The organism is Enterobacter pseudoroggenkampii, from assembly GCF_026420145.1.
Classification (GTDB): domain Bacteria; phylum Pseudomonadota; class Gammaproteobacteria; order Enterobacterales; family Enterobacteriaceae; genus Enterobacter; species Enterobacter pseudoroggenkampii.
The window spans coordinates 160,745-185,927 of sequence record NZ_JAPMLV010000001.1 but is presented as its reverse complement, the minus strand read 5'-3'; the positions used below and the strand labels follow the sequence as shown (position 1 = coordinate 185,927).

The following is a 25,183-nucleotide window of genomic DNA, read 5'->3' as shown; positions in this document are numbered from 1 at the left end:
AGGGGAATGCTATCACAACCTCACCCATTGAGCGAGGTTGTGAAAACCGGGATTAGTGACCCGGGAAAGGCACCAGGCTGTAGCTGGTAATACCCTGTTTTTCCAGGCGCTGTTCACCGCCGAGATCGAACAGGTTGATGATGAAGGCCGCGTCGGTCACTTCCCCACCCAGACGGCGGATCAGCTTCACGGTCGCTTCAATGGTGCCGCCGGTCGCCAGCAGATCGTCAACCACCAGCACTTTGTCGCCAGGCTTGATCGCGTCAACGTGGATCTCCAGCTGATCGGTGCCGTACTCCAGCTCGTAGCTTTCTGCAATGGTTTCACGCGGCAGCTTGCGCGGCTTACGCACCGGCACAAAACCTACGCCCATCGCCAGCGCAACCGGTGCGCCAAACAGGAAGCCACGGGCTTCGGTACCTACTACTTTGGTGATCCCGGCGTTTTTATAACGCTCGACCAGCAGTTCAATGCTGAGCGCGTACGCTTTCGGGTCTTCCAGCAAGCTGGTGACATCACGGAAAAGAATGCCAGGCTTTGGATAGTCCTGGATGCTTTTGATGCTGTTTTTCAGATATTCAAGCTGCTGTGCAGTTGCGGTCATCGGTTTGTGCCTAAATGAAACAGTGTTACTCACGGCGCGCAACGGGTCGGCAAAGGTAACAATTGTTTAACCTTTAACCAGGCGCGCCTGTGCTCGAAAACGGTCGAATTTACTGGCTGTACGCAATAATTGCAACAGCCATGATAAGGCTTCAGTGCTTTTGTTGCTTTTCATCAACCACGGGGATCCGCCACATGAAGATAAGCAGGCAGGTCAGGATGACCAGCAGCAGGATCCGCACCCACATCATTTTCACCAGCCATAATGAAATGGCGAAGGTGATGAGGATCACCGCGATCGCGCGCGGCTTGGCGCCGGGCGGCATGGCCCGGTGTTTTTGCCAGTGCCGCAGATAGCCGCCAAACCATGAGCGATAGAGCAGCCAGTGGTGAAAACGCGGTGACGAGCGGGCGAAGCACCAGGCCGCCAGCAGGATAAACGGCGTGGTCGGCAGCAAGGGTAAAACCACACCCAGCGTGCCCAGCACTACCGCAAGCCAGCCAATGATGATTAAAATAGTACGCTGCATAATGCGAATCGTTATCAAACTGAACGGCTACTTTACCACTGGAGAGCGCCTTGAAAACAGCACTGCTTCTTGAGAGGCTGCAAAATCAGCTGATTGCTCTGCGGGAGCAGGCCACGCCGCTGATGGGGCACGCCACGCTGAAACCGCGCTTTGACCGGCAGCTTTTTCGTACCCGCAGCACCGTTACTCAGGATTACCTGGCTGAAGCGCAGACGAACCTCGACGAGCTTCGCCATGCGGTTGAGCATGAACAGCAGGAACAGGTGGCGTGGCTTGCGGCGCATCTCACCGAGCAGATCACCGCGCTGCATCGCGAAATCGCCGCCTGGCCGCTGCGCGCCTGGGACAGCGCCTCGCCGGGGCTCGGCAAATGGCAGCGCAAACGGCTGGAGAACCAGGAGTTTGAACGCCGACTGTTTGAGATGAAGCGCGAACGCGAGGTGCGCCTGAACAACAGCGAAACGCTGGAAGAGCAGCAGCTATTGATGCGCGAGATTAGCGCGCTGGAAGGACGCATCGTCCGCTGCCGTCAGGCGCTGGATGACATTGAACGCGTCATAGAACGTTTGACCCGTTAACAGGAGCCACACCCATGTCACTGGAAAATGCACCCGATGAGGTCAAGCTGGCCGTCGATTTGATTATGCTGCTGGAGAATCATGAGATCCCCGCCGGGACGGTGCTTAAGGCACTGGAGATTGTACGGCGGGATTTTGAGGGGAAACTTCCCCCTCACCCTAACCCTCTCCCACGGGGAGAGGGAAAATAGATTAAGCCGGAGTTGGGTCATCACCCTTAATGTCGCGCTTCACTTCCGTATGCTCATCACCTTTCTCGTTACGCAGGTGAACCTCAAGCTGGTTGAAGGCGATATTAATATCGTTTTCACGGCACAGACGATCGATAGAGCGGTTAAGCTCATCCACCGTGTAGCTGCGGTCACGCAGTTCACGCACGTATAAACGCAGCTCGTGATCCAGCGTACTCGGCCCAAAGGTGGTGAAGAAGACCGCCGGAGCCGGATCGTGCATCACTTTCGGATGCTCAGACGCCGCCTTCAGCAGCACCTCTTTCACCCTATCCAGATCCGATCCATAGGCCACGCCCAGGCGGATCACCACGCGCGTCACCGTATCCGAGAGCGACCAGTTGATCAGACGCTCGGTCACGAACGCTTTGTTCGGGATGATCACCTCTTTGCGATCGAAGTCGGTGATGGTGGTCGCACGAATACGGATCTTGCTGACCGTTCCCGAGAACGTGCCGATGGTGACGGTATCGCCGATACGTACCGGACGTTCGAACAGGATGATCAGGCCGGAGACAAAGTTACCGAAGATTTCCTGCAGGCCAAAACCAAGACCGACCGAGAGGGCGGCCGCCAGCCACTGCAGTTTATCCCACGAGACGCCAAGCGAACCAAAGACCGTCATCGCCCCAACAATAATGATCACGTAGTTGAGGATCGTCGTAATGGCGTAGGACGCCCCCTGGCGAAGATTCAGACGTGACAGGAGCAGCACTTCGAGCAGGCCTGGCAGGTTGCGGATCAGCGCCCAGGCCACCACCGACGACACCAGCGCAAACAGCAGGCTGCCCATGGTCACGCTTTTCATGACCGCCGCGCCCGCTTCGGTGCCGTTGTATTGCCAGAGGGTAATACTGTCGAGATAGGCGAAAACGGTAATAAGATCGGACCAGATAGCCCAGAACATCACCGCAAACAGGGCGATCATCACCAGCATGGTGATACGCAGCGTCTGCTGGTTAACCTGCTCCAGCGCGATGGTCGGCTCTTCCTGTGGCTCCGCGCCTTCGGCCCCCTCTTTCACCTGATGCTGACGACGCGCAATGGCACGGCGGTAGGCGATGCGGCGGGCCGCCACGCTCAGGCCGCGCAGTACGGTCTGATAGAGCAGGTTCCAGACGATCACCAGATAGACCGTTTCAATCCAGCGCCCGGACAGACGCAGCGTGGTATAGAAGTAGCCCGTTGCCGTCAGCACCATCAGCGCCAGCGGAATGATCGCCAGCACGGTCACGGTGGCCAGACGGATATTGTGGGACTCTTTATCACGCCAGCTGTCGCGGCACATCGGCCACATCAGGATCGCAATCAGCAGCAGGTTCAGCAGGATGACCAGCTGGCCCAGCACATCATCCATCAGATGCAGCGGGGAAAGCTCAGAAACAACCGACCAGAAGTGCAGCGGCAGGAGGGCCAAGCTGATGCGCACAATCTGGCGACGCCAGTGGCTGGTCAGCTGCGCAGGCATGTTGAAATGACGCACCGCCACGCCGTCTTTTTCCAGCACCTTCCAGCACACGCCAAACACCAGCCAGAACAGCGCCAGTTTTTTACTGAACGCCCACAGCAGATCGCTGACGTTGAGCTGCATGGTGAGCAGAATCAGGCCCACAGCCAGAATAATCAGGCACACCGGCAGGGCGCGAATGAGATCGATCAGAATCGCTTTTGGCGTATGAAGCTGGCTATCGTTACGCAGTTGCCCCACTTCGGAGGCCAGCTTCGCCTGGTATTTTTTCAGCCAGCCCAGACGCCAGCGGATCAGGCCAGCAATCAGCAGCAGCGGTAATCCCGCGAGCAAGGCAATCGTCACCGCAGGCCAGGCTTTCTCCCAGTTTACGGTGATCTTCATGCTCTTAATCTGCGTTTTCAGCGTCTCAGGGAAGGATTTAATCCAGTCCCAGTCCATCGGTTTGTTGCTGTTTACCCAGAAAATCTGCTGGGTCAGGATCTCCTGCAGACTTTTCGAGACGCTCACCAGCTGCTGCTGGTTGATTTGCAGGTTAATGGCCATCATCAGCTGGTTACCCAGCTGTTTGTTGAGCTGGTCCAGCAGCTCGCGACGCATATCGACGACCTGGAGCAGCGCGTCGTGCACTTCCGGGTTCACGTCGCTGGAATGGCCCTCTTCAATTTTGGCGACAAAGCTATCGCTCTGGAAAAGGGCATCGCGCTGCTGGTTGACGTCAAACTGTTCCAGACGCAAATCCGCGATGCGGTTGGTCATGTCTTCCAGCTCATCAGCGGACGGGAGCGTCTGCTGCTGCTGGTAGAGAATACGCGACAGCAGGAGGCTGCCCTTCAGGACCGCGATCTGCTCTTTGATGTTGCGCTCAGCCTGCAGCGCGCGATCCAGCCAGTTCTTCACTTTGATATTTTGCTGAACCAGTGAGTTACCCTTTTCCGTCGCCTGTATCAGGCGCTGGCTAAGCTGGTGGTTGGCGTCGAGCTCCTGTTTCACCAGTGGATTCGCCTGAATGCGGGCGGTCTCATCAGGCGATACGGCCTCCTGGGCGGTTTTTTCCGTCAGCGTCAGGCGCTTGCTGTTAACCGCCTCCTGCAACAGCTGAAGCTGGTGTTCAAGACGATTAATGTTGGCGGTGACGTAATCGCGCTGTTTTTGCAGGGTGTCCTGCAGCACCGTATTCCCTTCCAGACTTTTACGCTGCTGTTCGATTTGTGCATTGAGCAACGTCTGCTGAACCAGCAGCAGGGTTTGCTGGGTCGGGCGCAGCGTTCCCTCTCCCACCGTCGTGCCGTTCAGACGGTTACGGATCTGCTGCAGCTGCTGAGACGCGGAGTACATCAAGTTTTGCACGCGTTCCGGCTGGGTTTGCAGGGAGACAAGCTGGCTGTTATAGGTCGCGAGGTCGGACTGCGCGGTTTGCAGGTCGTCGAGCAGTTGCGCGACGCGCGACTCCAGCTGACGTAAAGAGAGCGTCGAGAGCGTCTTGCGCGTTTCGGTATCGTTATCGACGTCGCTCAGGGCGTTCAGTGATTCCGTCGCTTTGCGCATGTTTTCAGGAGCCTGCGCCACCTTCTGACGAAGCTGGGCGGTATCGGCTTTGACGCGTTCAATTTTATCCAGCGTTTCCAGCGTTTCCGTCAGATCCTGCTGGATGAGCTTATCCTGAGGAGAGAGCTCTTTTTGTTTGTTCAGCGCGTCGAGCTGCGACTGAACATCGCCACGCGAGGGAATGTCATTGCTGTTATCGGCGCGGGCCCAGGTCAGCGGCGCCGTGGCAAAGAAAAACAGCATCGCAAAGAGCAATGCAAAAACAGGATGTTGCGAGCGATTGATGGGCAGCATAGTTGTGAATGATGTCAGAAGATGACCGAAAATAGTCCGGCGTGAAGAATATCACGCTCGCCGGAAGCAGAATAGCGCGAACGTGAGCCTCTGAGATAAATCCTGGAAATGACTCAGGCAGTTAGCGACGGCGCGTCGCTGCGCAGCGACGGGCAGAGCTGTAGCATTTCCAGTAAAATCGCCACGTAGCTGCGGGCTTCCTCTTTGAGGTCAAAGGATTGCGGGGCAAACAGCCAGTTTTCCATCAGACCTGAAATGTAGCCGCGCATCAGGATAGCCGCCCGGCGGGTCAAGAGATTGGCCGGTAACAGCTTTGCCTGCATACACAGGTTCAGGTTCAGTTCGATACGGTCATAGCTTTCGAGGCTGAGGCTGCGTTGCGCCTGTTGCACCACCGCCATTTCGCCCACGAACTCGCATTTATGATAAATTATTTCCATCATTAATCTGCGACGTTCTTCAACTACCGTCGCTTCAAGGATATATACTAATATTTCTCTCATTACTGAGAGTGGATCATCAGGGAATTTTGCCCGATACTCACTCTCGAGATCGCTAATGCTGGACTCTGAAAGCTCCCAGATTTCACCGAACAGATCTGACTTATCTTTAAAATGCCAGTAAATCGCTCCCCGCGTCACACCGGCAGCCTGAGCAATTTGTGCCAGCGAGGTTGACGAAACACCCTGCTGAGAGAACAAACGTATTGCCACATCCAGAATGTGTTGTCGGGTTTCCAGCGCTTGTTGTTTAGTTTTTCGTGCCATAGGTGGGTGAATTTACAGGAGTCAGATTTACATACATTTGTGAATGTATGTACCATAGCATGACGATAATATAAACGCAGCAACGGGTTTTAGACTCAGGACCCTTGATCAATTTGAAATCGGACACTCGAGGTTTACATATGAACAAAAACAGAGGGTTAACGCCTCTGGCGGTCGTTCTGATGCTCTCAGGCAGCTTAGCGCTAACAGGATGTGACGACAAACCAGCTCAACAAGGAGCTCAGCAGGCGCCAGAAGTAGGCGTCGTGACGCTCAAATCTGAACCTCTACAAATCACCACCGAGTTACCAGGCCGTACAAATGCTTACCGCATTGCGGAAGTGCGTCCTCAGGTTAGTGGCATTATCCTGAAGCGTAACTTCACCGAAGGCGGTGATGTGAAGGCCGGTGAGTCTCTGTATCAGATTGATCCCGCAACCTATCAGGCAAATTATGAAAGCGCGAAAGGCGACCTGGCGAAAGCACAGGCCGCAGCAAAAATTGCCCAGCTGACGGTGAATCGTTATCAAAAACTGCTTGGTACCAAGTACATCAGCCAACAGGATTACGATACCGCCCTGGCAGATGCGCAGCAGGCTAACGCAGCCGTAGTGGCAGCCAAAGCGGCGGTCGAAACCGCGCGCATTAACCTGGCCTATACCAAAGTGACCTCCCCTATCAACGGTCGTATTGGTAAGTCTTCCGTCACGGAAGGGGCACTGGTGCAGAACGGTCAGACCACCGCGCTGGCGACCGTGCAGCAGCTTGATCCGATCTACGTTGACGTGACGCAGTCCAGCAACGATTTCCTGCGCCTGAAACAGGAGCTGGCTAACGGCACCCTGAAACAGGAAAACGGCAAAGCCAAAGTGGAGCTGATTACCAACGACGGTATCAAGTTCCCGCAGGAAGGTACGCTGGAATTCTCTGACGTGACGGTCGACCAGACCACCGGTTCCATCACCTTACGTGCGATTTTCCCGAACCCTGACAAAAACCTGCTACCAGGTATGTTCGTTCGCGCGCGTCTGGAAGAAGGAACGAATCCAACCGCCCTTCTGGTTCCACAGCAGGGTGTGACCCGTACGCCACGCGGCGATGCGAGCGCACTGGTTGTTGGAGCAGATGACAAAGTCGAAACGCGCAATATCACCGCCACCCAGGCGATTGGCGATAAATGGCTGGTGACGGAAGGTCTGAAAGATGGCGATCGCGTGATTGTTTCTGGTTTGCAAAAAGTTCGTCCTGGCGCGCAGGTTAAAGCACAGGAAGTGAAATCTGACGATAAACAACAAGCTTCGGCCGCTGGCCAGTCAGAACAAACCAAGTCTTAACTTAAACAGGAGCCGTTAAGACATGCCTAATTTCTTTATCGATCGCCCCATATTTGCGTGGGTGATCGCCATTATCATCATGCTGGCCGGGGGACTTGCGATCCTGAAGCTGCCTGTCGCGCAATATCCAACGATTGCGCCACCGGCGGTGACCATCTCCGCAACCTACCCTGGGGCTGATGCGAAAACGGTGCAGGACACCGTCACTCAGGTTATCGAACAGAACATGAACGGTATCGATAACCTGATGTACATGTCCTCAAACAGTGACTCTACCGGTACAGTTCAGATCACCCTGACCTTCCAGTCAGGTACGGATGCTGACATTGCGCAGGTTCAGGTACAGAACAAACTGCAGCTGGCGATGCCTTTGCTGCCGCAGGAAGTACAACAGCAGGGTGTGAGCGTCGAGAAATCGTCCAGCAGCTTCCTGATGGTTGTCGGCGTTATCAACACCAACGGCACCATGACGCAGGAGGATATTTCCGACTACGTGGGCGCCAATATGAAGGACGCCATCAGCCGTACTTCCGGTGTGGGTGACGTTCAGCTGTTCGGTTCTCAGTACGCAATGCGTATCTGGATGGATCCTAACAAGCTGAACAACTTCCAGCTGACCCCCGTTGACGTGATCAATGCGATTAAAGCGCAGAACGCCCAGGTGGCAGCCGGTCAGCTAGGTGGTACGCCGCCGGTGAAAGGCCAGCAGCTTAACGCCTCGATCATCGCGCAGACCCGTCTGACCTCTGCCGATGAGTTCAGCAAAATTCTGCTGAAAGTGAATCAGGACGGTTCCCAGGTTCGCCTGCGCGACGTGGCAAAAGTAGAGCTGGGCGGTGAGAACTACGACATCATCGCGAAGTTTAACGGTAAACCGGCTTCCGGTCTGGGTATCAAACTGGCGACAGGTGCTAACGCCCTGGACACCGCCACGGCGATCCGCGCAGAGCTGAAGAAAATGGAACCGTTCTTCCCGTCAGGTCTGAAAATCGTTTACCCGTACGACACCACGCCGTTCGTCAAAATTTCGATTCACGAAGTGGTTAAAACGCTGGTAGAAGCGATCATCCTGGTCTTCCTGGTGATGTACCTGTTCCTGCAAAACTTCCGCGCGACGCTTATCCCAACGATTGCCGTGCCGGTTGTTCTGCTCGGGACCTTTGCGATCCTGTCGATATTTGGCTACTCGATAAACACCCTGACGATGTTCGGGATGGTGCTCGCCATCGGCCTGCTGGTGGATGACGCCATCGTGGTGGTAGAGAACGTCGAGCGCGTGATGGCGGAAGAAGGTCTTCCGCCGAAGGAAGCGACCCGTAAATCAATGGGCCAGATCCAGGGCGCGCTGGTCGGTATCGCGATGGTGCTGTCTGCGGTATTTATCCCGATGGCCTTCTTCGGGGGCTCTACCGGTGCGATTTACCGTCAGTTCTCGATTACCATCGTTTCCGCGATGGCGCTGTCGGTGCTGGTCGCGTTGATCCTGACGCCTGCGCTGTGTGCCACCATGCTGAAGCCGATTCAGAAAGGCGGTCACGGCGAGCATAAAGGGTTCTTCGGCTGGTTTAACCGCATGTTTGACAAGAGTACGCACCACTACACCGACAGCGTGGGCAACATCCTGCGCAGCACCGGTCGTTACCTGCTGCTCTATATCATCATCGTGGTGGGGATGGCGTTCCTGTTCGTTCGTCTGCCAAGCTCGTTCCTGCCGGATGAAGACCAGGGCGTGTTCCTGACAATGGCACAGCTTCCTGCGGGTGCGTCGCAAGAGCGAACCCAGAAAGTGCTGGACGAAGTGACGGACTACTACCTCACCAAAGAGAAAGACAACGTTGAATCCGTGTTTGCAGTTAACGGCTTTGGCTTTGCGGGTCGTGGTCAGAACACCGGTATTGCCTTCGTTTCTCTGAAAGACTGGTCTGAACGTCCGGGCAAAGAGAACAAGGTTGAAGCCATTACCGGCCGTGCGATGGGCACCTTCTCGCAGATTAAAGATGCGATGGTCTTCGCCTTCAACCTGCCAGCGATTGTTGAACTGGGTACCGCGACCGGCTTCGACTTCCAGCTGATTGACCAGGGCGGTCTGGGTCACGAAAAACTGACGCAGGCGCGTAACCAGCTGTTTGGCGAAGTGGCTAAGCACCCTGACCTGCTGGTCGGCGTGCGTCCGAACGGCCTGGAAGATACGCCGCAGTACAAAATCGACATCGACCAGGAGAAAGCTCAGGCGCTGGGCGTATCCATCAGTGACATTAATACCACGCTGGGCGCCGCCTGGGGCGGTAGCTACGTTAACGACTTCATCGACCGCGGTCGCGTGAAGAAAGTGTACGTGATGTCCGAGGCGCAATACCGTATGTTGCCAAACGATATCAACAGCTGGTTCGTGCGCGGCAGCAATGGTCAGATGGTACCGTTCTCGGCGTTCTCAACGTCTCGCTGGGAATACGGTTCGCCGCGTCTGGAACGCTATAACGGTCTGCCATCGATGGAGATCCTGGGTCAGGCCGCGCCGGGCCGAAGCACCGGTGAAGCCATGAACCTGATGGAAGAGCTGGCGAGCAAACTGCCTTCGGGGATCGGCTACGACTGGACCGGTATGTCCTATCAGGAACGTCTGTCCGGAAACCAGGCCCCTGCCCTGTACGCGATTTCACTGATCGTCGTCTTCCTGTGTCTGGCAGCGCTGTACGAGAGCTGGTCAATTCCGTTCTCCGTTATGCTGGTGGTACCGCTTGGGGTTATCGGTGCGCTGCTTGCGGCAACGTTCCGTGGACTGACCAACGACGTGTACTTCCAGGTAGGCCTGCTGACAACCATTGGCTTGTCGGCGAAGAACGCGATACTTATCGTTGAATTCGCCAAAGATCTGATGGAGAAAGAAGGTAAAGGTCTGATTGAGGCGACGCTTGAGGCTGTTCGTATGCGTCTGCGCCCAATCCTGATGACATCACTGGCGTTTATCCTCGGCGTACTGCCGCTGGTAATCAGCTCCGGTGCTGGCTCCGGTGCGCAGAACGCGGTTGGTACAGGCGTTATGGGTGGTATGGTTACCGCAACCGTACTCGCTATCTTCTTCGTACCGGTGTTCTTCGTGGTGGTTCGCCGCCGCTTCAGCCGGAAAAATGAGGATATTGAACACACGCATTCGGTAGAACCTCACTGATACCGGTTTCACATGATAAAAAGGCCGCATTAGCGGCCTTTTTCATTTTCAGAAAAAATCATAAATTACGCTTATTGTGGTTCTATTTATTTTCTGCCATCTTAAATAGACATATCATAATTAACTGATAACTTAATCGGTGAATTCAGGATTTTTTTAATTTCATTTCTCCGCTTAAGTTATTAGGAATATTCCTAATAAGAAGTTCTTACAAAGATAAGTCTGAATCTGAACTTTTCTCATCATTTTGCTAAGCCGATGAAACGTAAGGAAGCGATAAAGCACCCTCGTTAATTTGGATAAAAAGTTGAGTCCGGGATGACCATTTGCGTACTTGCTCGCATGTCTGCGGTTTTATTTGTAATTTTTCGTAATCGCGCGATGAAATCCAGGAAGGAGTGGCTTATAGTTAGGTTATCAGGAACACAGCACTCATGTAGCTAAGTCAGTTGTATCCATCCCGACAATGTTGTTCGGTGAGTAAGAAATCACTCAGAAGGGGATGCGCTATGGACGAGTACTCGCCAAAAAGGCATGATATCGCGCAGTTGAAATTTCTCTGCGAATCCTTGTACCATGACTGCCTTGCCAACCTTGATGAAAGCAACCATGGCTGGGTAAACGACCCAACGTCTGCTATCAATTTACAGTTGAATGAGCTGATAGAGCATATCGCAACCTTCGCACTTAATTATAAAATTAAGTACAATGAAGATAATAAGCTCATTGAGCAAATTGATGAATACCTGGACGACACCTTTATGTTGTTCAGCAGTTACGGCATTAACGCCCAGGATTTGCAAAAATGGCGTAAATCGGGGAACCGGCTATTCCGCTGTTTCGTCAACGTGAGCAGAGCTAACCCGGTTAGTCTTTCCTGTTAAAATTATTACAATTACTAAGGTGAATTTATGTCTGATAAACCACTCACAAAAGTCGATTATTTGATGCGCTTACGACGTTGTCAGTCAATTGACACGCTTGAGCGCGTCATTGAAAAGAATAAATACGAGCTTTCGGATAATGAGCTGGCGGTATTTTATTCAGCCGCTGACCATCGTCTTGCCGAGCTGACAATGAATAAGCTGTATGACAAAATCCCTACTTCTGTGTGGAAATTTGTCCGTTAATCTTTGAAGGGTGTCTGTAGAGTTCTACGCCTCGTTCTCAGTATTTACCTATCCCGTTATGCTCCCTGTGCCCAGGCCAGGTCTCCGCGTAAAACGTGTTTTTCAGCAGCAATGTTGTGACGCCAGTCACATCGGCTTTTCGGGAACGTTCCCCTCCTGGCCTGTTCAGATTACCCTGCGGTAATCACATCCAGCGAGGTTTCCAATGAGCTTAGAAAAACAGAAGATGATTGCCGGTGAACATTATCGTCCCGGCGATGAGACGTTACGGGCCGACCGACTGCGAGCCCGCCATCTGGTCTATCGCTATAACCACACCGCACCTGATGAAAAAACAGAACGCCAGAACATTCTGGCGGAACTTCTGGGACAAAGCGAAGGCGCTTATATAGAACCGAGTTTCCGCTGCGACTATGGATATAACATTTATCTGGGCAAAAACTTTTACGCTAACTTCGACTGTGTAATGCTGGATGTCTGCCCTGTTCATATTGGCGATAACTGCATGCTCGCGCCGGGTGTTCATATTTATACGGCAACCCACCCGCTGGATGCGGAGGAACGCAATAGCGGCGTGGAGTTTGGAAAACCTGTCAGCATTGGCGATAACGTCTGGATTGGTGGCCGGGCGGTCATTAACCCTGGCGTCACTATTGGTGATAATGTCGTGGTGGCCTCCGGCGCCGTCGTGACGAAAGACGTCCCGGCTAACGTCGTCGTTGGCGGCAACCCGGCCAAAATCATTAAAACGCTGTGAGGTTACGGGGAGCCAACTGTTATGGTCTTTTAGCGCCAGACTGTTACTTTTTTCAGCCTGATGGCTCCCCTAAAATTGGCAGACACCCTGTATTGTCAACTCTCATGAAGGCAAAAAATGACCGAGATACAGCGCCTGCTTACCGCCACCATCGACGATCTTAACCTCCGCGAAAAGCGCGACAATCGCCCACGCTTTAGCATTAGCTTTATTCGCAAACATCCTGGACTGTTTGTCGCCATGTATGCCGCCTGGCTGGCGACGCTTATTGTAATGCTGACATCCGAAACGCTGGTGGACTCCGTCTGGCTGCTGGTTGTACTGTTTGTCGTCTTTAACGCCTTTTTCTTTTTCGACGTGAATCCGCGCTACCGTTACGAAGATATCGACGTGCTCGATTTCCGGGTCTGCTACAACGGCGAATGGTACAACACGCGTTTCGTGCCAGCGGAACTGATCGAAAACATCCTGCACTCTCCGGCGGTTGAAGCCGGGCAAAAAGAGAAGCTGCAGAAAATGGTCTCCACCAAAGGACAACTCTCTTTCTATGATGTCTTTAGCCTTTCCCGCCCTGCTGCTGCGTGATGAGCGCCTGCAGACGTCGGATCCCCGAGGCAAACTGAGAAGCAGAGGTATTGCCGTAACCTAAAACCAGACCGGTTTGCCCCTGCTTCGCCTCCAGGTAGTACCCGCTCAGTGCAGCGGGTGCCAGTTGAAACGCCCTCGCCTGCTCCACCAGTTTCTGGTCATCAATATTGTCTATCGCCAGCGTCAGATGCATCCCGCCTTCACCGGCCAGAATACGGTGCGGCGCATGAAGCTCTGCGCCCAGCACCTCCCGCAGTTGGCGATAGCGTTTACGGTAGAGCCGACGCATGGCGGCAAGATGGCGAGCGTAATGACCGTCCTCAATGAACAGCGCCAGCGTGCGCTGTTCGGCACGGTGCCCACCGCGCAACAGCGAGCCGATGGCCGGGCGAGCCGCTTTCGCCAGCGCTGGCGGTAACACCATAAATCCCATCCGGAGCGACGGAAACAGCGTTTTACTGAACGTCCCCAGATACACAACGGGCGCATTGTTGACCATTCCCAGCATCGCCGGTACGGGCTCACCGGCATAACGGAACTCGCTGTCGTAATCATCTTCAATGATCCACGCGTTGTGCTGCCGGGCGAGCTCCAGCAGCGCCAGCCGCCGCCGCGCGCTGAGCACGCTCCCGTAAGGGAACTGGTGCGAAGGTGAGGTAAAAATCAGTGAGGGTGCAGGCGCATCCAGCCCTTCCCAGCACATTCCCTCGTCATCAACCGGTATTCCCGTCATTGCCAGGCCGGTTTTAACAAACGCGCTTTTTGCCCCGCTATAGCCGGGGTTTTCTACCCAGGCGATATCCCCCGGCTCGCTCAACAGCATCGTACACTGGTTGACGCCTTCAAGCGCGCCTTCGGTTATCACAATCTGGCTGGCGTCGCAGTCAATACCCCGGGACAGGGCGAGATGTCGGGCAATCGCGGCCCGCAGCGACGGCTCGCCGGCCGGGTCGCCATACCCTAGCAGAGCATTTCCCTCCTCCCGCATCACGCGATCGTACAGTCGCCGCCACAGCGGCAGCGGAAAATAGTTGATGGCCGGCGTGCCTGGGGTAAACGCCAGAACAGGCGTGTCCCGGGGCACTGGCGCAGGCAGCAGCCCGACCCGTTTTGCGAGCGCGATGGCAGGGTCCGGCATTGTCCGGGTGACGGAACGGTGAGCTAACTGTGCCACCCGCGTTCCCTGGCGATTACGCTGCAAATACCCTTCGAGAGTGAGCTGGTCCAGCGCCGCATTGACGGTATTCCGGGAAAGGGAGAGCTGCTGAGCAAGCGTTCGCGAACCGGAAAGCTGGCTGCCGGATCGTAGCCTTCCGCACACTATGGCCTCCCGCAGAGCAAGGTAGAGCGCGCGCTGGAGCGTCTCTTCCCCGCGTGTTTTCAGGGCTGCATGGAGCAAGGTATAAAATTCATCACCCGGTATATTCATCTCGCCTCCTCGTGGAACCATCAAAACATAGCGCAGTGGTTCTTTTTAAGGAACCAGCAATTCACTAGTCTGAAGTTCTTTTCAACGTCACGGAAATTAAGATGAAGACATTCAATCAGTTCGGACAGCCGGTGGGCGAAGCGCTTACCGACTGGCAACCCCGTCAGCACCCGTCCCGGGTGGTCCTTCAGGGTCACTATTGTCGGCTTGAGCCGCTGCGCGTGGAGCATGCCCAGGCGCTGTTCTCTGCGTATTCCCTGGCCGAAGATACCCGCAGCTGGACGTGGCTACTGCGTGAACCCGATGCCACCGCAGAGGAGTTTGCCGAATGGGTGGCGAGCGTAAGTGAGTTATCCGATCCCATCCACTTTACCGTGATGGATAACCGGACTCAGTCCCCCGTTGGAACGCTGTCTCTGATGCGGATCGATCCTAAAAACGGGGTCGTGGAAGTGGGGCACGTTCACTTCTCTCCCCTGTTAAGCCGCACGCCAATGTCGACAGAGGCGCAATATCTGCTGATGCGGTATGTGTTCGATACCCTGGGCTACCGGCGTTATGAGTGGAAGTGCAATAGCCTGAACGAACCTTCCCGCAAAGCCGCCCTGCGCCTGGGTTTTCAGTTTGAGGGGCGCTTTCGCCAGGCGCTGGTGATAAAAGGCCACAACCGGGATACCGACTGGTTTTCGATTCTCGATAAAGAGTGGCCGACGCTGGCGAACGCCTTTGAACGCTGGCTTGCCACCGACAATTTTACTGCCGATGGCAAACAGAAAAGATCCCTGGAAAGCTGGCGAGAAACGCGCGTCTAGCGTCTTTTTTTACGTCCCTGAACCGCCTTAAAGCGCGGATTGGATTTGCAAATCACGTATAAGCGTCCCTTGCGTTTGACTATCTGGCAATCCGGGTGACGCTGCTTTGCACTGCGTAATGAGTTAAGTACCTGCATGGTTAGCCCCGCTTCGCATTGAGAAAGCCGCCAAAACGCTTGCGGAAGCGCGCTGCGCTACCGTCCGTGGAGAACGTTTTCTGCTTACCGGTATAAAACGGGTGCGATTTTGAAGAAACCTCGATGGTGATATACGGATATGTTTCACCGTCGAGTTCAATTTCGCGGTCGGTCTTAATGGTTGAGCCAACCTTGAAGTATTCATTCGCGCTGGTGTCGTGGAAGACCACGGTGCGATAGGCTGGATGGATATTGGGTTTCATCGTCAATCCTTTATGTTTTGTTATAACATAACAAAATAATATCCAGGACAGGTTCTAAAAACAACCCCTTCCTTCTGACGATATTTTCTGGTTTACCTGAGATAAAATGAAAACCAGGCCATCCACGTGCTATAACTATATCATTTCGCGGTAAAATCTTTCTCTTCAGGCAGGGAACTCAGTGCTCAGGAACGGGTATACGAGGAAGGACACGACAGCATGAAAACCCGACATCTGGTCAGTCTGGTGACTGGCGTACTTATCTTTTCCGTGCTGGTCCCCATTTGCCTGAGCATCTGGCTGGCCCATCGCCAGGCGGAAGATAAATTTGTCGATGCGCTGGAAAACTATGCCTCACGTGTGCTGATACGCACCGACAAGGTCGTGGATCAGGCGAAAGAAGCGCTTAATCATCTGCAGGCCTTTGAGGGCGTGCCGTGCAGCCCGTTGCAGTTAAGGGAGATGCGACGGGTCGCTTTCTCGTGGCGATACGTTCAGGAAGTGATTTATATCGACAACCTCAGGCCGCTCTGCTCCTCTCTTGAGCAAACCAGCCATGCGGCCCCTTTCCCCCCGCCGATGCGCATTACCGAAGACGGTTACAGCGCATGGCTGACCACGCAAAACGATCTTGGGTTTCATCGCTACATGGCGGTGCTGGGGCAAGGTCATTACCTTGTCCTGGTCGATCCGGCCTCACTGGTGGATGTCATCCCTTTCGGCGAGATAGCGATTGATGCAGCCCTTGTTGGAAGCACAACACACCGTATCTTCGCCAGCAGCAATACACTCGATCCGCATATCCGTGACATGATCAAAGGTCAGGAGATGACCAGCATACAGTACGACGGTTCAATGTACGTTATGAAGCCTGTACCAGAACTGGGGTTTACCGTTGTCGCATGGGCTACGCTCAAACCGCTGGCGGAAACCTGGCACCGGCAGCTGCTTTTATGGCTCCCCTTCGGCGTCCTGATAAGCCTGCTTGCCGCGCTCTTTGTCCTGCGGATACTGCGTCGCATTCAGTCGCCGCGCAACCGCCTGCTCGACGCCATTAACAGCCGCGATTTTGTGGTTCACTATCAGCCCATCGTGGCGCTGTGTAGCGGAAAAATTGTCGGCGCAGAAGCGCTGACGCGCTGGCCGCAGCCGGACGGAAGCAGCCTCTCGCCTGATATTTTTATTCCTCTTGCCGAGCAAACCGGGCTTATCTCCCAGCTGACGCAGCTCGTTATCGAAAAAGTGTTCGAGGATATGGGCAACTGGCTGCACCTTCACCCCGATCAGCATATCTCCATCAACCTCGCCCCCGCCGATTTAACCTCCGGCACGCTGCCACCGCTGATGAGTCACTTGCTGAACAAATGGAAGGTCCACCCGAGCCAAATCGCCCTTGAGGTCACCGAGCGCGGCTTTGCCGATCCAAAAATCAGCGCGCCGGCTATCGCCGCATTCCGTCGTTCGGGGCACCCTGTCTATATAGATGATTTTGGTACGGGCTATTCCAGCCTGAGCTACCTGCAGGATCTGGATGTCGACACGCTAAAAATTGATAAATCGTTCGTGGATGCGCTGGAGTACAAAAACGTGACGCCGCACATTATTGAAATGGCGAAGTCGCTGCAGCTGGCGATGGTTGCGGAAGGCGTCGAGACCGCCGGTCAGCTCGCCTGGCTGCACCAGCACGGCGTGCAGTACGGACAGGGCTGGTACTACAGCAAAGCGCTGCCGAAAATGGAATTTATCCTTTGGGCAGAGAATAACCTCGGCACGCATTCTACTTAAGATAGGATTTGATCACCTGCAGCACCACGCCAAGATCGGCTTCACGCTGCGCTTCTTCAGGTTCTTTCACCACATGATCGGTTAAATGCCCTTCGATCACCTGCATCATCATGCCGTTGACCGCCCCGCGGATCGCCGCCAGCTGCTGTAACACCTCGGCGCATTCGTGATCGCTGTTGAGCATTTTCTCCAGGGCGTTACTCTGGCCCTGAATTTTCTTCAGGCGAGTCAGTAACATTTTCTTGTCGCGAACGGTATGTGACATCTCTTTATCCCTTATTTTTGGCTTTTAAAGCATAACACGCTCTACTCCCCCTGAGTATTTTTCTACTGGGGGGTAGTATTACCCTACTGGGGGGGAGTAGTATTTGCAGACATTTTCCACGCCGGAATCCCCCATGACCGATTTTGCTTCACTCCTGCAGCAGGGTAATGCCTGGCTGTTTGTTCCCAGCGCCATCCTGCTCGGTGCGCTGCATGGCCTGGAACCGGGCCACTCAAAGACCATGATGGCCGCTTTTATCGTGGCCATCCGCGGCACGCTGAAACAGGCGGTACTGCTCGGCCTGGCGGCCACGCTCTCCCATACGGCGGTGGTCTGGCTCGTTGCTATGGCGGGATTATGGTTTGGTCGGGGCTGGGATGCGCATACGTCCGAACCCTGGTTCCAGCTGATCTCCGGGGTGTTGATCGTTGCGATCGCCCTGTGGATGGCGTGGCGAACCTGGAAAGAGAGCCAGCCACACGATCATCACCATCATCATCACGATCATCATCATCATGATCATCACCATCACGAACACCCGCTGGTTGAAGAGGAGTGGCAGGATGCCCACCAGCGCGCGCACGCGCAGGATATTAACCGCCGCTTCAGCGGTCAAAACGTCACCACCGGACAGATCGTCATGTTCGGCCTGACCGGCGGGCTTATCCCCTGCCCGGCCTCCATCACCGTTTTGCTGATCTGCCTGCAGCTGAAGCATTTTGCCCTCGGCGCGACGCTGGTGTTCAGCTTCAGTATTGGTCTGGCGTTAACCCTGGTCGCTTCCGGCGCGATTGCCGCCTTAAGCCTCAAACATGCGACAAAACGCTGGCCCGAATTTAGCGAATTTTCCCGTAAAGCGCCATGGATCTCCGCAGCGCTGATTACCATGGTAGGGATTTATATGAGCCTGCACGGTCTGAGCGGCATTCTGGCGTAAGCCCACGGCCACGCCCTGTGGCCGCCTCCCCTGGTCAGTTAAGGATTTTGCTGCCAGCTAAAGGTGTAGCGAAGCTGGCGTTTCTGCAGAATGAATTCCGGTGAAACGCTGGGGCTCCAGGAATCGTCGCCGCCCACGCCCATATGGAACGCATCGAGGTTGAGCCAGCACCCCGGCTCTTCCCGCAGCAGATGATGATGGGTTGTCTCCCGCAGCTGCTGCTGGCTGTAGCGGCTCACCGAGAAATGGAACCTGCCATTCAGCTGATGCGTTCCCAGCACAAGTTCGCGGGTATCGCAGCGCAAACCATTTTCCGTCGGGAAGATATACGGCGTGTGCATCTCCACCAGGGGTAATGTCCAGCGCCCATGCTGTGCCGCCAGCTTTCTGTCCGGGTAGTTTTCATGCGGCCCCAGCCCCAGCCAGGAAACATATTCCGGCGTTTCGGCGAGATGAACGCTCAGGCCAATCCGTGCAGGTTCCGGAATATCAGACGCCATATCGACCTGAATATCGCCGTGCAGATCGCCCCGATCGTCCACCCGCCAGACTTTACGGCTCAGGAACAGCGTTTTGCCATGATACTCCCCGACGTGGAGGGTGGTGACCACGACTTCGCCCGCATGCTGCTCTGCCTCACAGCGCAAAACGCGTAAAGTGAGATCGTACATGCCCGCCGCTTTCCAGCGTTCAACCCAGGCATTCGGATCGATCTGCGTCGCTTCACTCACGCCAATGTCGTTGTCCAGCGGCGCACGGCTGACGTTATCCGTCAGAGGTGAAAGCAGCGTTTCAACGCCATTTCGCCACCATTGGGTCAGGTTTCCGGATGCGCGATCGAACTGCCAGCGCTGTTGACCATGCGCGATCTCCAGGATGCGATCGCTTTGCCTTAACACCGGCGGCTCGCCCGCCGGGACTGGCGGAGCAATAAAGAGTGGAGCGGGAAGCGGCCACTGATCCCACGCGCAGCGATGGTCTGCCGGTGACCACGGCGTTGCCCGCGGCTGGCGTACTTCAACATTCAGCCAGACTTCCCCCGGCTCGGCTTTCAATTCTGGCAGAGCGATCTCCAGACGCTGAGCGCCTCCAGGGGCTATCGCCAGCGTCACCTCGCCCGAAGCCAGCACCTCCCCGTCCCGGGCAACCGTCCAGTTCAGCACTTCGTTATCGGTGTGGCGGAACAGGTAGCCGCTTTGCACCTCAATCACCAGCGGAGAGGTGCTAACCCGCGTAAAGGTAAAGAACTGCTGGGCGCGCTGCGCCTCGTACAGCGCCGGGTGCGGCGTGCGATCGGGGAACACCAGCCCGTTAAGACAGAACTGTCGATCGTTCGGCTTATCGCCAAAATCCCCGCCGTATGCCCAGAACGTATTGCCCTCTTCATCTTGCTTCGTCAGAGCCTGATCGACCCAGTCCCAGACAAATCCCCCCTGCAACCGAGGGTGGCTGCGAAACGCCTGCCAGTATTTCGCGAACCCGCCGAAGCTGTTCCCCATCGCATGGGCGTATTCGCAGAGGATCAGCGGGCGGGTTTCATCCGGCATGCCGATCCATTTCTTGATTGACCATTTAGGCACTGCCGGGAACGGCTGATCCTGATCGACCCGGGCATACATCGGACAGACAATATCCGTCGCCGCCGTGTTCGCGCCGCCGCCTTCATACTGCACCGGACGCGTCGGATCCGTGGATTTCACCCAGCGATACAGCGCGTCGTGGTTTGCACCGTGCCCGGACTCATTGCCCAGCGACCAGATGATAATTGAGGGATGATTACGATCGCGCTGCATCATGCGGGTCACGCGCTCGCTCATGGCGGGCAGCCAGCGCGGATCGTCAGCGAGGCGGCTCATCGGCACCATGCCGTGGGTTTCGATGTTGGCTTCGTCAACAACGTACAGCCCATAGCGATCGCAAAGCCGGTACCACAGCGGATGGTTCGGGTAGTGCGAGCAGCGCACGGCGTTGAAGTTGTGCTGCTTCATGATCTCGATATCGCGACGCATCGTCGCTTCGTCCATCACCTGGCCGTTTTCCGGATGATGCTCGTGCCGGTTAACCCCGCGGATCAGCAGCGGTTTTCCGTTGAGCTTCAGCAGGCCGTTGCTGATGTCAACCCGGCGGAAGCCGACATCGCACGCTTCCGTCTCCAGCACGCTGCCCTGCGCATCCAAAAGCACAATCGTCAGGCGATAGAGTTCCGGGGTTTCCGCACTCCATAACGCGGGGGCTGTAACCGGGATGGCCGCCGTTAACCGCTCGGCCCAGTTGCCGCGTTCATCCACAATGGCAGAGCCTGACCGTTGGGTGGTGCCGCCACAGCGTTCACCGTTGCGCCACAGCGTTATCGCCACGTCGCACTCCGCGTAGTCAGCGCCTGTTAGCGCGACCTCGACTTTCAGCGCCGCGCGGTCCAGCTCCGCATTCAGATCGGTAACCACATGATAATCCGCAATGTGCGTCTCCGGCTTATGCAGCAGGGAGACATCGCGGAAAATGCCGCTCATGCGCCACATGTCCTGATCTTCCAGATAGCTGCCGTCGCACCAGCGCAAGACCATGACCGCCAGGCGGTTCTGCCCGGGGCGTAATGCCGCCGAGAGGTCAAATTCGGCGGGCAATCGACTGTCCTGGGAATAGCCTATCCACTGCCCGTTGCACCACAGATGGAACGCAGAGTTCACGCCATCAAAAATAATTCGGGTTTGCCCGCTCTGCAGCCAGGCGTCATCCACATCGAATGTGAGCGAGTAACAACCGGTCGGGTTTTCCTGCGGCACAAAAGGCGGGTTGGCGGGGATCGGGTAGGTGACATTGGTATAGATGGGCGTGTCGAACCCCTGCATCTGCCAGTTAGACGGCACGGGCATCGCAATGGCATCCGCGCAATCTTCTGTTACCCATGCCTGAGGAACCTGCTCCGGCGCTGAAAAGTAGCTAAACCGCCAGATCCCGTTGAGGGAGCGCCTGCTGAGGGAACCAGCGTCATCTCTGGCAGAAGATTCATTACGCCAGCTGTGCAACGGCGCGTGTGCGGCCAGACGGTTCCACTGGGTAACGCCGGGGTTTTCCCAGTCCCGACGGGCCAGGATGTCGCTGAGGGTCAGCGAAGATGTATGAGACATATCAACCTCTTTGCGAAGCGCTCACAATTTTGGTTAACATGCCCTGGCACTCTGCGACGGTAAAGCGCCCAATCGCAGGGTAGCGAGTCCGATCACAAAGTTTTATTTGCGGGCAAGCTGCTCGGCCAGGAGTGCCAGACTTCTGAGCTGCTGCGCCAGATCCTCGCGTTCGGCCTGCTGCGTCGCGCGGCGCGCGGTGGAATGACGGGTAACCAGCGTTACCGGCAGTTGAACCTGCCAGCACGTCTCGCCTTCGGTGGGGGCCAGCAGCCACTCCACGCTGCGCTCGCCCGCCTCGCGAAACGCCTGGCGAATGGTCGTCAGCGGCGGAGAAAACCAGGCGCTGTCAGCCGTATCGTCGAACCCAACTACCGATATCTGGCCCGGAACCGCTACCCCTTTTTCCGCGCAGGCGCGCATCACCCCGAGCGCCATCTGATCGTTCGCCACCAGAATGGCATCCGGCAATGCGCTACCTGACAGCAGCACATGCCCTTTCTCATAACCGCTGGCCGCGCTCCAGTCACCGCAGGCCACCGCAGCGGCTTCAAGCCCCGCCCGGGCCAGAGCCGCTTTCCATCCTGCCAGACGCGCCCGAGCAGAGACCGAGCTCTCCGGCCCGCTCAGCAGCGCAATGCGCTGATGCCCCAGAGAAAGCAGATGCTCAACGCCCAGATGCGCGCCCTGCCCGGCGTTAAACACGAGGCTGTTTACCTGTGCTGAAAGCGAGACATCAAGGAACAGCACCGGAACAGGCGACGCCAGCGCCCTGAGCGCTTCGGCGTCAGGATCGTCAAGCGGCACATTTACCAGCAGCGCCTCCACCCGCTGTGCCAGCAGCGCCTGAAGCGCGGCCTGACACTGCTGCGGCTGCTCCACCATGGAGATAAGGACACTCGCCCCCTGTTCCGCCGCCCGGGATTTTACCGCCGACACGATTTGCGAGGGCGCATGCAGGGCCAGATCGGTGGTGATGAGTCCCAGCGTGCGGGTGCGTTTACCCGCCAGCTGCTGTGCCCGCAGGTTAGGTACGTAGTGCAGCTCCGCCATCGCCTGCTGCACCTTTTCCCGCGTGCGGGCAGAGACATGCTCCGCGTCGTTAATGACGCGAGAGACGGTCTGATAAGAAACCCCCGCAAGGAGGGCGACATCATAGAGAGTGATCGCTTTCATGCATTGTGGCATCGCGTGAGTCGTGGCCCATTATTGTGGCACAGCGACGCCGTTAAAACATGTGAGCGCTTCGCAAAATTAGACAACCCGCTCCGGCTGGGGTATTTCCTCAATGCGCGGCTTCTGGCGGAACCAGGGCAGACAGAGTTGAATAAGCGGGCCAATGGTCAGGGCATACAGTACGGTTCCCACCCCAAACGTGCCGCCAAGCACGCACCCAATCAGCAGGACGGACACTTCAATTGAGGTGCGCACGCTGCGAATGGACCACCCCAGACGGGCATGAATGCCGGTCATCAGACCGTCGCGTGGGCCAGGGCCAAAACCTGCGCCAATGTACATGCTGGTCGCAATCGCGTTCATTACGATACCCGACACCAGGAAAGCGATGCGAACAGGTAACGAATCCAGTTCCGGAATAAGTGCCATGCTGGCGTCCGCCGCCAGACCGATACAAATCACGTTGCTGATGGTGCCCAGGCCCGGCATCTGGCGCAGGGGGATCCACAGCAGCAGCACCGCAGCGCCGGTCACAATGATCACCGTCCCGATCGTCATCCCCAGCTGCATCCCCACCCCAAGGTGAAAAACATCCCAGGGATCGACACCCAAATCGGAACGAATAAACATTGCGGTGGAAAGGCCATACAGTCCTAAACCGACATAGAGTTGTAGCAGACGACGTACCATTTTTATCTTCTCCAGTGAACCAGGCTTTCATCCTGACCTAAAATGGCACTATGATTAATGTCCAGTTTTCAAATAGTGGACTGCATATGTCATCACGTCGCTTCGGAAGCCAGTCTCTGGTACGCCTTTTAGGCCACTGGCAGCAAGCCTCATCCCGTACCCCGCTCTGGCGACAGCTGGCCGACGCGCTGCGTCTGTTAATCCTTGATGGACGTCTGGCGCTGAATACACGGCTACCGGGCGAGCGTGAGCTGGCCTCCGCGCTGGACGTGAGCCGGACCACCATCAGCAGCGCCCTCGCCCACCTGCGAGAAGAGGGTTATCTTGAAAGCCGCCACGGCAGCGGGTCACGCGTGCTCCTCCCGGATACGCGCGCCGTTCCCACCCTTTCAGCGGCAAGTGCCGCACTGGATCTTTCCACTGCTGCCCTCAATGCCGGGCCGGAGATCCATCAGGCTTATGCCCATGCGCTCACGGCCATTACGCAGCACCTCTCGCTGACGGGCTACGATCAGCTTGGGCTGCCGACGCTGCGGGAGGCCATCGCTGCGCGCTATACCGCGCGGGGTCTTCCTACCCGGGCAGACGAAGTGATGGTTGTCAATGGCGCCGTCAGCGGCTTCGCGCTGGTGTTGCGGATGATGACCGGGCCGGGGGATCGCGTCGTGGTCGATCACCCCACCTATCCGCTGGCGATTGCCGCCATTCAGGGTGCGCAGTGTCGGCCCGTGGGGGTGTCGCTACCGGAAACCGGCTGGGATACGGATGGCTTCGCGGCAACGCTTGCCCAGACGGCGCCTCGCCTGGCGTATCTGATGCCAGATTTTCATAACCCCACCGGGCGCTGTATGGATATCGCGACCCGTCGGGCCATCACGGATATTGCTGCCCAAACCCGCACGGCGCTGGTGGTGGATGAAACAATGGTGGATCTCTGGTTTGACGCGCCTCCCCCGCCACCGCTGGCCGCTTTTAATCCACAGGCCACCGTCATCACCTTAGGTTCTGCCGGAAAAAGTTTCTGGGGAGGGCTGCGTCTTGGCTGGATCCGCGCCTCCTCGCGCACGATCGCCACGCTTGCCCAGACGCGGGATACTCTGGATTTAGGCTCGCCGCTGCTGGAACAGCTGGCGATGCTGTGGCTCATTAACAACAGCGAGACCTTTCTGCCCGCGCGCCGGAAGATGCTGGCGGAACGACGCGATCGATGCGGTGAACTGTTGCGCGAACATTTCCCGGACTGGAAATTCCATGAAGCGGAAGGCGGGCTCTCTTACTGGATTGAGCTGCCGGGCATGCTGGCGACACAGCTTGCCGCGCGGGCTGAAATTCTGGGGATCAATCTGGGAACCGGTACGCGGTTTGGTTTATCTGGCGCATTTGACCGCTATTTACGGATGCCCTTCTCGCTCGAATCGACAGAGCTTGAACAGGCGTTGCTGAGGATTAAACCGCTATGGCTCGCCCTGAATAAAAACGTGCCATCGTTAAAACGCAGCGTGATCTAATATTAAAATTTTTGAAGCAGATCATAAAAAATAAAAACTGCTGACTGTCACGGATACAGT

General features: G+C 56.1%; 23 protein-coding genes. 12 read left to right on the top strand and 11 right to left on the bottom strand.

Features of this window, described 5'->3' with window-relative positions:
• Positions 1-52 precede the first annotated feature (52 nt).
• Both apt and OTG14_RS00895 read right to left on the bottom strand, forming a co-directional pair.
• On the bottom strand, positions 53-604 hold the full coding sequence (gene apt / locus OTG14_RS00900; RefSeq protein WP_000127359.1) for an adenine phosphoribosyltransferase: 552 nt from the start codon (positions 602-604) through the stop codon (positions 53-55).
• Between the two features lie 151 nt (positions 605-755).
• A complete protein-coding gene (locus OTG14_RS00895; protein WP_013095896.1) occupies positions 756-1,133 on the bottom strand; it encodes a DUF454 family protein in 378 nt (125 codons plus the stop codon).
• Positions 1,134-1,183: 50 nt separating this feature from the next.
• Here OTG14_RS00895 and priC point away from each other — a divergent pair, with 50 nt between their 5' ends.
• The gene (gene priC, locus OTG14_RS00890) at positions 1,184-1,711 is read left to right on the top strand and encodes a primosomal replication protein N'' (protein WP_248272961.1); all 528 of its coding nucleotides are present in this window, start codon (positions 1,184-1,186) and stop codon (positions 1,709-1,711) included.
• A 14-nt stretch (positions 1,712-1,725) separates the two neighbouring features.
• The gene (gene rsmS, locus OTG14_RS00885) at positions 1,726-1,902 is read left to right on the top strand and encodes a pleiotropic regulatory protein RsmS (protein ID WP_048225921.1); all 177 of its coding nucleotides are present in this window, start codon (positions 1,726-1,728) and stop codon (positions 1,900-1,902) included.
• Between the two features lies 1 nt (position 1,903).
• Here rsmS and mscK read toward each other — a convergent pair whose 3' ends face one another.
• Positions 1,904-5,251, bottom strand: a complete 3,348-nt coding sequence (gene mscK / locus OTG14_RS00880; protein ID WP_267214450.1) for a mechanosensitive channel MscK — start codon at positions 5,249-5,251, stop codon at positions 1,904-1,906.
• Positions 5,252-5,364: 113 nt separating this feature from the next.
• Complete coding sequence (gene acrR, locus OTG14_RS00875) at positions 5,365-6,018, bottom strand: multidrug efflux transporter transcriptional repressor AcrR (protein WP_024906848.1); 654 nt, start codon at positions 6,016-6,018, stop codon at positions 5,365-5,367.
• A gap of 140 nt (positions 6,019-6,158) precedes the next feature.
• On the opposite strand from acrR, the gene acrA reads away from it, so the two are divergent.
• The 6 genes from acrA to OTG14_RS00845 all read left to right on the top strand — a co-directional run bounded on the left by acrA (position 6,159) and on the right by OTG14_RS00845 (position 12,993).
• Positions 6,159-7,352 (top strand): multidrug efflux RND transporter periplasmic adaptor subunit AcrA, encoded by a 1,194-nt coding sequence (acrA, locus tag OTG14_RS00870; protein WP_048991485.1) that lies wholly within the window; start codon positions 6,159-6,161, stop codon positions 7,350-7,352.
• Between the two features lie 22 nt (positions 7,353-7,374).
• Entirely contained in the window at positions 7,375-10,521 is a 3,147-nt protein-coding gene (gene acrB, locus OTG14_RS00865; RefSeq protein WP_045909754.1) for a multidrug efflux RND transporter permease subunit AcrB, read from the top strand.
• A gap of 509 nt (positions 10,522-11,030) precedes the next feature.
• Entirely contained in the window at positions 11,031-11,405 is a 375-nt protein-coding gene (gene tomB, locus OTG14_RS00860; protein WP_008499288.1) for an Hha toxicity modulator TomB, read from the top strand.
• A 27-nt stretch (positions 11,406-11,432) separates the two neighbouring features.
• Positions 11,433-11,651, top strand: coding sequence for an HHA domain-containing protein (locus OTG14_RS00855; RefSeq protein ID WP_010428174.1), 219 nt, complete (start codon positions 11,433-11,435; stop codon positions 11,649-11,651).
• Between the two features lie 205 nt (positions 11,652-11,856).
• On the top strand, positions 11,857-12,408 hold the full coding sequence (gene maa / locus OTG14_RS00850) for a maltose O-acetyltransferase (RefSeq protein WP_090417995.1): 552 nt from the start codon (positions 11,857-11,859) through the stop codon (positions 12,406-12,408).
• Between the two features lie 117 nt (positions 12,409-12,525).
• Positions 12,526-12,993, top strand: coding sequence for a YlaC family protein (locus tag OTG14_RS00845; RefSeq protein ID WP_024906844.1), 468 nt, complete (start codon positions 12,526-12,528; stop codon positions 12,991-12,993).
• Here OTG14_RS00845 and pdxR read toward each other — a convergent pair.
• On the bottom strand, positions 12,965-14,425 hold the full coding sequence (gene pdxR / locus OTG14_RS00840; protein ID WP_267214449.1) for a MocR-like pyridoxine biosynthesis transcription factor PdxR: 1,461 nt from the start codon (positions 14,423-14,425) through the stop codon (positions 12,965-12,967). The genes OTG14_RS00845 and pdxR overlap by 29 nt on opposite strands.
• 101 nt (positions 14,426-14,526) lie before the next feature.
• On the opposite strand from pdxR, the gene OTG14_RS00835 reads away from it, so the two are divergent.
• Positions 14,527-15,237, top strand: coding sequence for a GNAT family N-acetyltransferase (locus OTG14_RS00835; RefSeq protein WP_248272964.1), 711 nt, complete (start codon positions 14,527-14,529; stop codon positions 15,235-15,237).
• On the opposite strand, the gene ykgO is transcribed toward OTG14_RS00835, so the two are convergent.
• Both ykgO and OTG14_RS00825 read right to left on the bottom strand, forming a co-directional pair.
• The gene (ykgO, locus tag OTG14_RS00830; RefSeq protein ID WP_003859006.1) at positions 15,234-15,374 is read right to left on the bottom strand and encodes a type B 50S ribosomal protein L36; all 141 of its coding nucleotides are present in this window, start codon (positions 15,372-15,374) and stop codon (positions 15,234-15,236) included. The two genes, OTG14_RS00835 and ykgO, sit on opposite strands and share 4 nt — an antisense overlap.
• 2 nt (positions 15,375-15,376) lie before the next feature.
• Positions 15,377-15,637: a type B 50S ribosomal protein L31 gene (locus OTG14_RS00825; protein ID WP_006176933.1), complete on the bottom strand. Its 261-nt coding sequence runs from the start codon at positions 15,635-15,637 to the stop codon at positions 15,377-15,379.
• 219 nt (positions 15,638-15,856) lie between these two features.
• Between OTG14_RS00825 and OTG14_RS00820 the strand changes: the two genes are divergently transcribed.
• Entirely contained in the window at positions 15,857-17,422 is a 1,566-nt protein-coding gene (locus OTG14_RS00820) for an EAL domain-containing protein (protein WP_267214448.1), read from the top strand.
• Here the strand turns inward: OTG14_RS00820 and OTG14_RS00815 are convergent.
• A complete protein-coding gene (locus OTG14_RS00815) occupies positions 17,415-17,687 on the bottom strand; it encodes a metal/formaldehyde-sensitive transcriptional repressor (protein ID WP_024906840.1) in 273 nt (90 codons plus the stop codon). The two genes, OTG14_RS00820 and OTG14_RS00815, sit on opposite strands and share 8 nt — an antisense overlap.
• A 133-nt stretch (positions 17,688-17,820) precedes the next feature.
• Here OTG14_RS00815 and OTG14_RS00810 point away from each other — a divergent pair, with 133 nt between their 5' ends.
• On the top strand, positions 17,821-18,624 hold the full coding sequence (locus tag OTG14_RS00810) for a nickel/cobalt efflux protein RcnA (protein WP_267214447.1): 804 nt from the start codon (positions 17,821-17,823) through the stop codon (positions 18,622-18,624).
• 38 nt (positions 18,625-18,662) lie between these two features.
• Here the strand turns inward: OTG14_RS00810 and OTG14_RS00805 are convergent, their stop codons facing one another.
• From OTG14_RS00805 to yczE, 3 genes are all read right to left on the bottom strand, one after another.
• Positions 18,663-21,752 (bottom strand): beta-galactosidase, encoded by a 3,090-nt coding sequence (locus OTG14_RS00805; protein ID WP_267214446.1) that lies wholly within the window; start codon positions 21,750-21,752, stop codon positions 18,663-18,665.
• 102 nt (positions 21,753-21,854) lie between these two features.
• Positions 21,855-22,925: a LacI family DNA-binding transcriptional regulator gene (locus OTG14_RS00800; protein ID WP_248272967.1), complete on the bottom strand. Its 1,071-nt coding sequence runs from the start codon at positions 22,923-22,925 to the stop codon at positions 21,855-21,857.
• Positions 22,926-23,003: 78 nt separating this feature from the next.
• Entirely contained in the window at positions 23,004-23,615 is a 612-nt protein-coding gene (yczE, locus tag OTG14_RS00795; protein WP_024906836.1) for a membrane protein YczE, read from the bottom strand.
• An 86-nt stretch (positions 23,616-23,701) separates the two neighbouring features.
• On the opposite strand from yczE, the gene yczR reads away from it, so the two are divergent.
• A complete protein-coding gene (gene yczR, locus OTG14_RS00790; RefSeq protein WP_032646174.1) occupies positions 23,702-25,123 on the top strand; it encodes a MocR-like transcription factor YczR in 1,422 nt (473 codons plus the stop codon).
• Positions 25,124-25,183: the final 60 nt, after the last annotated feature.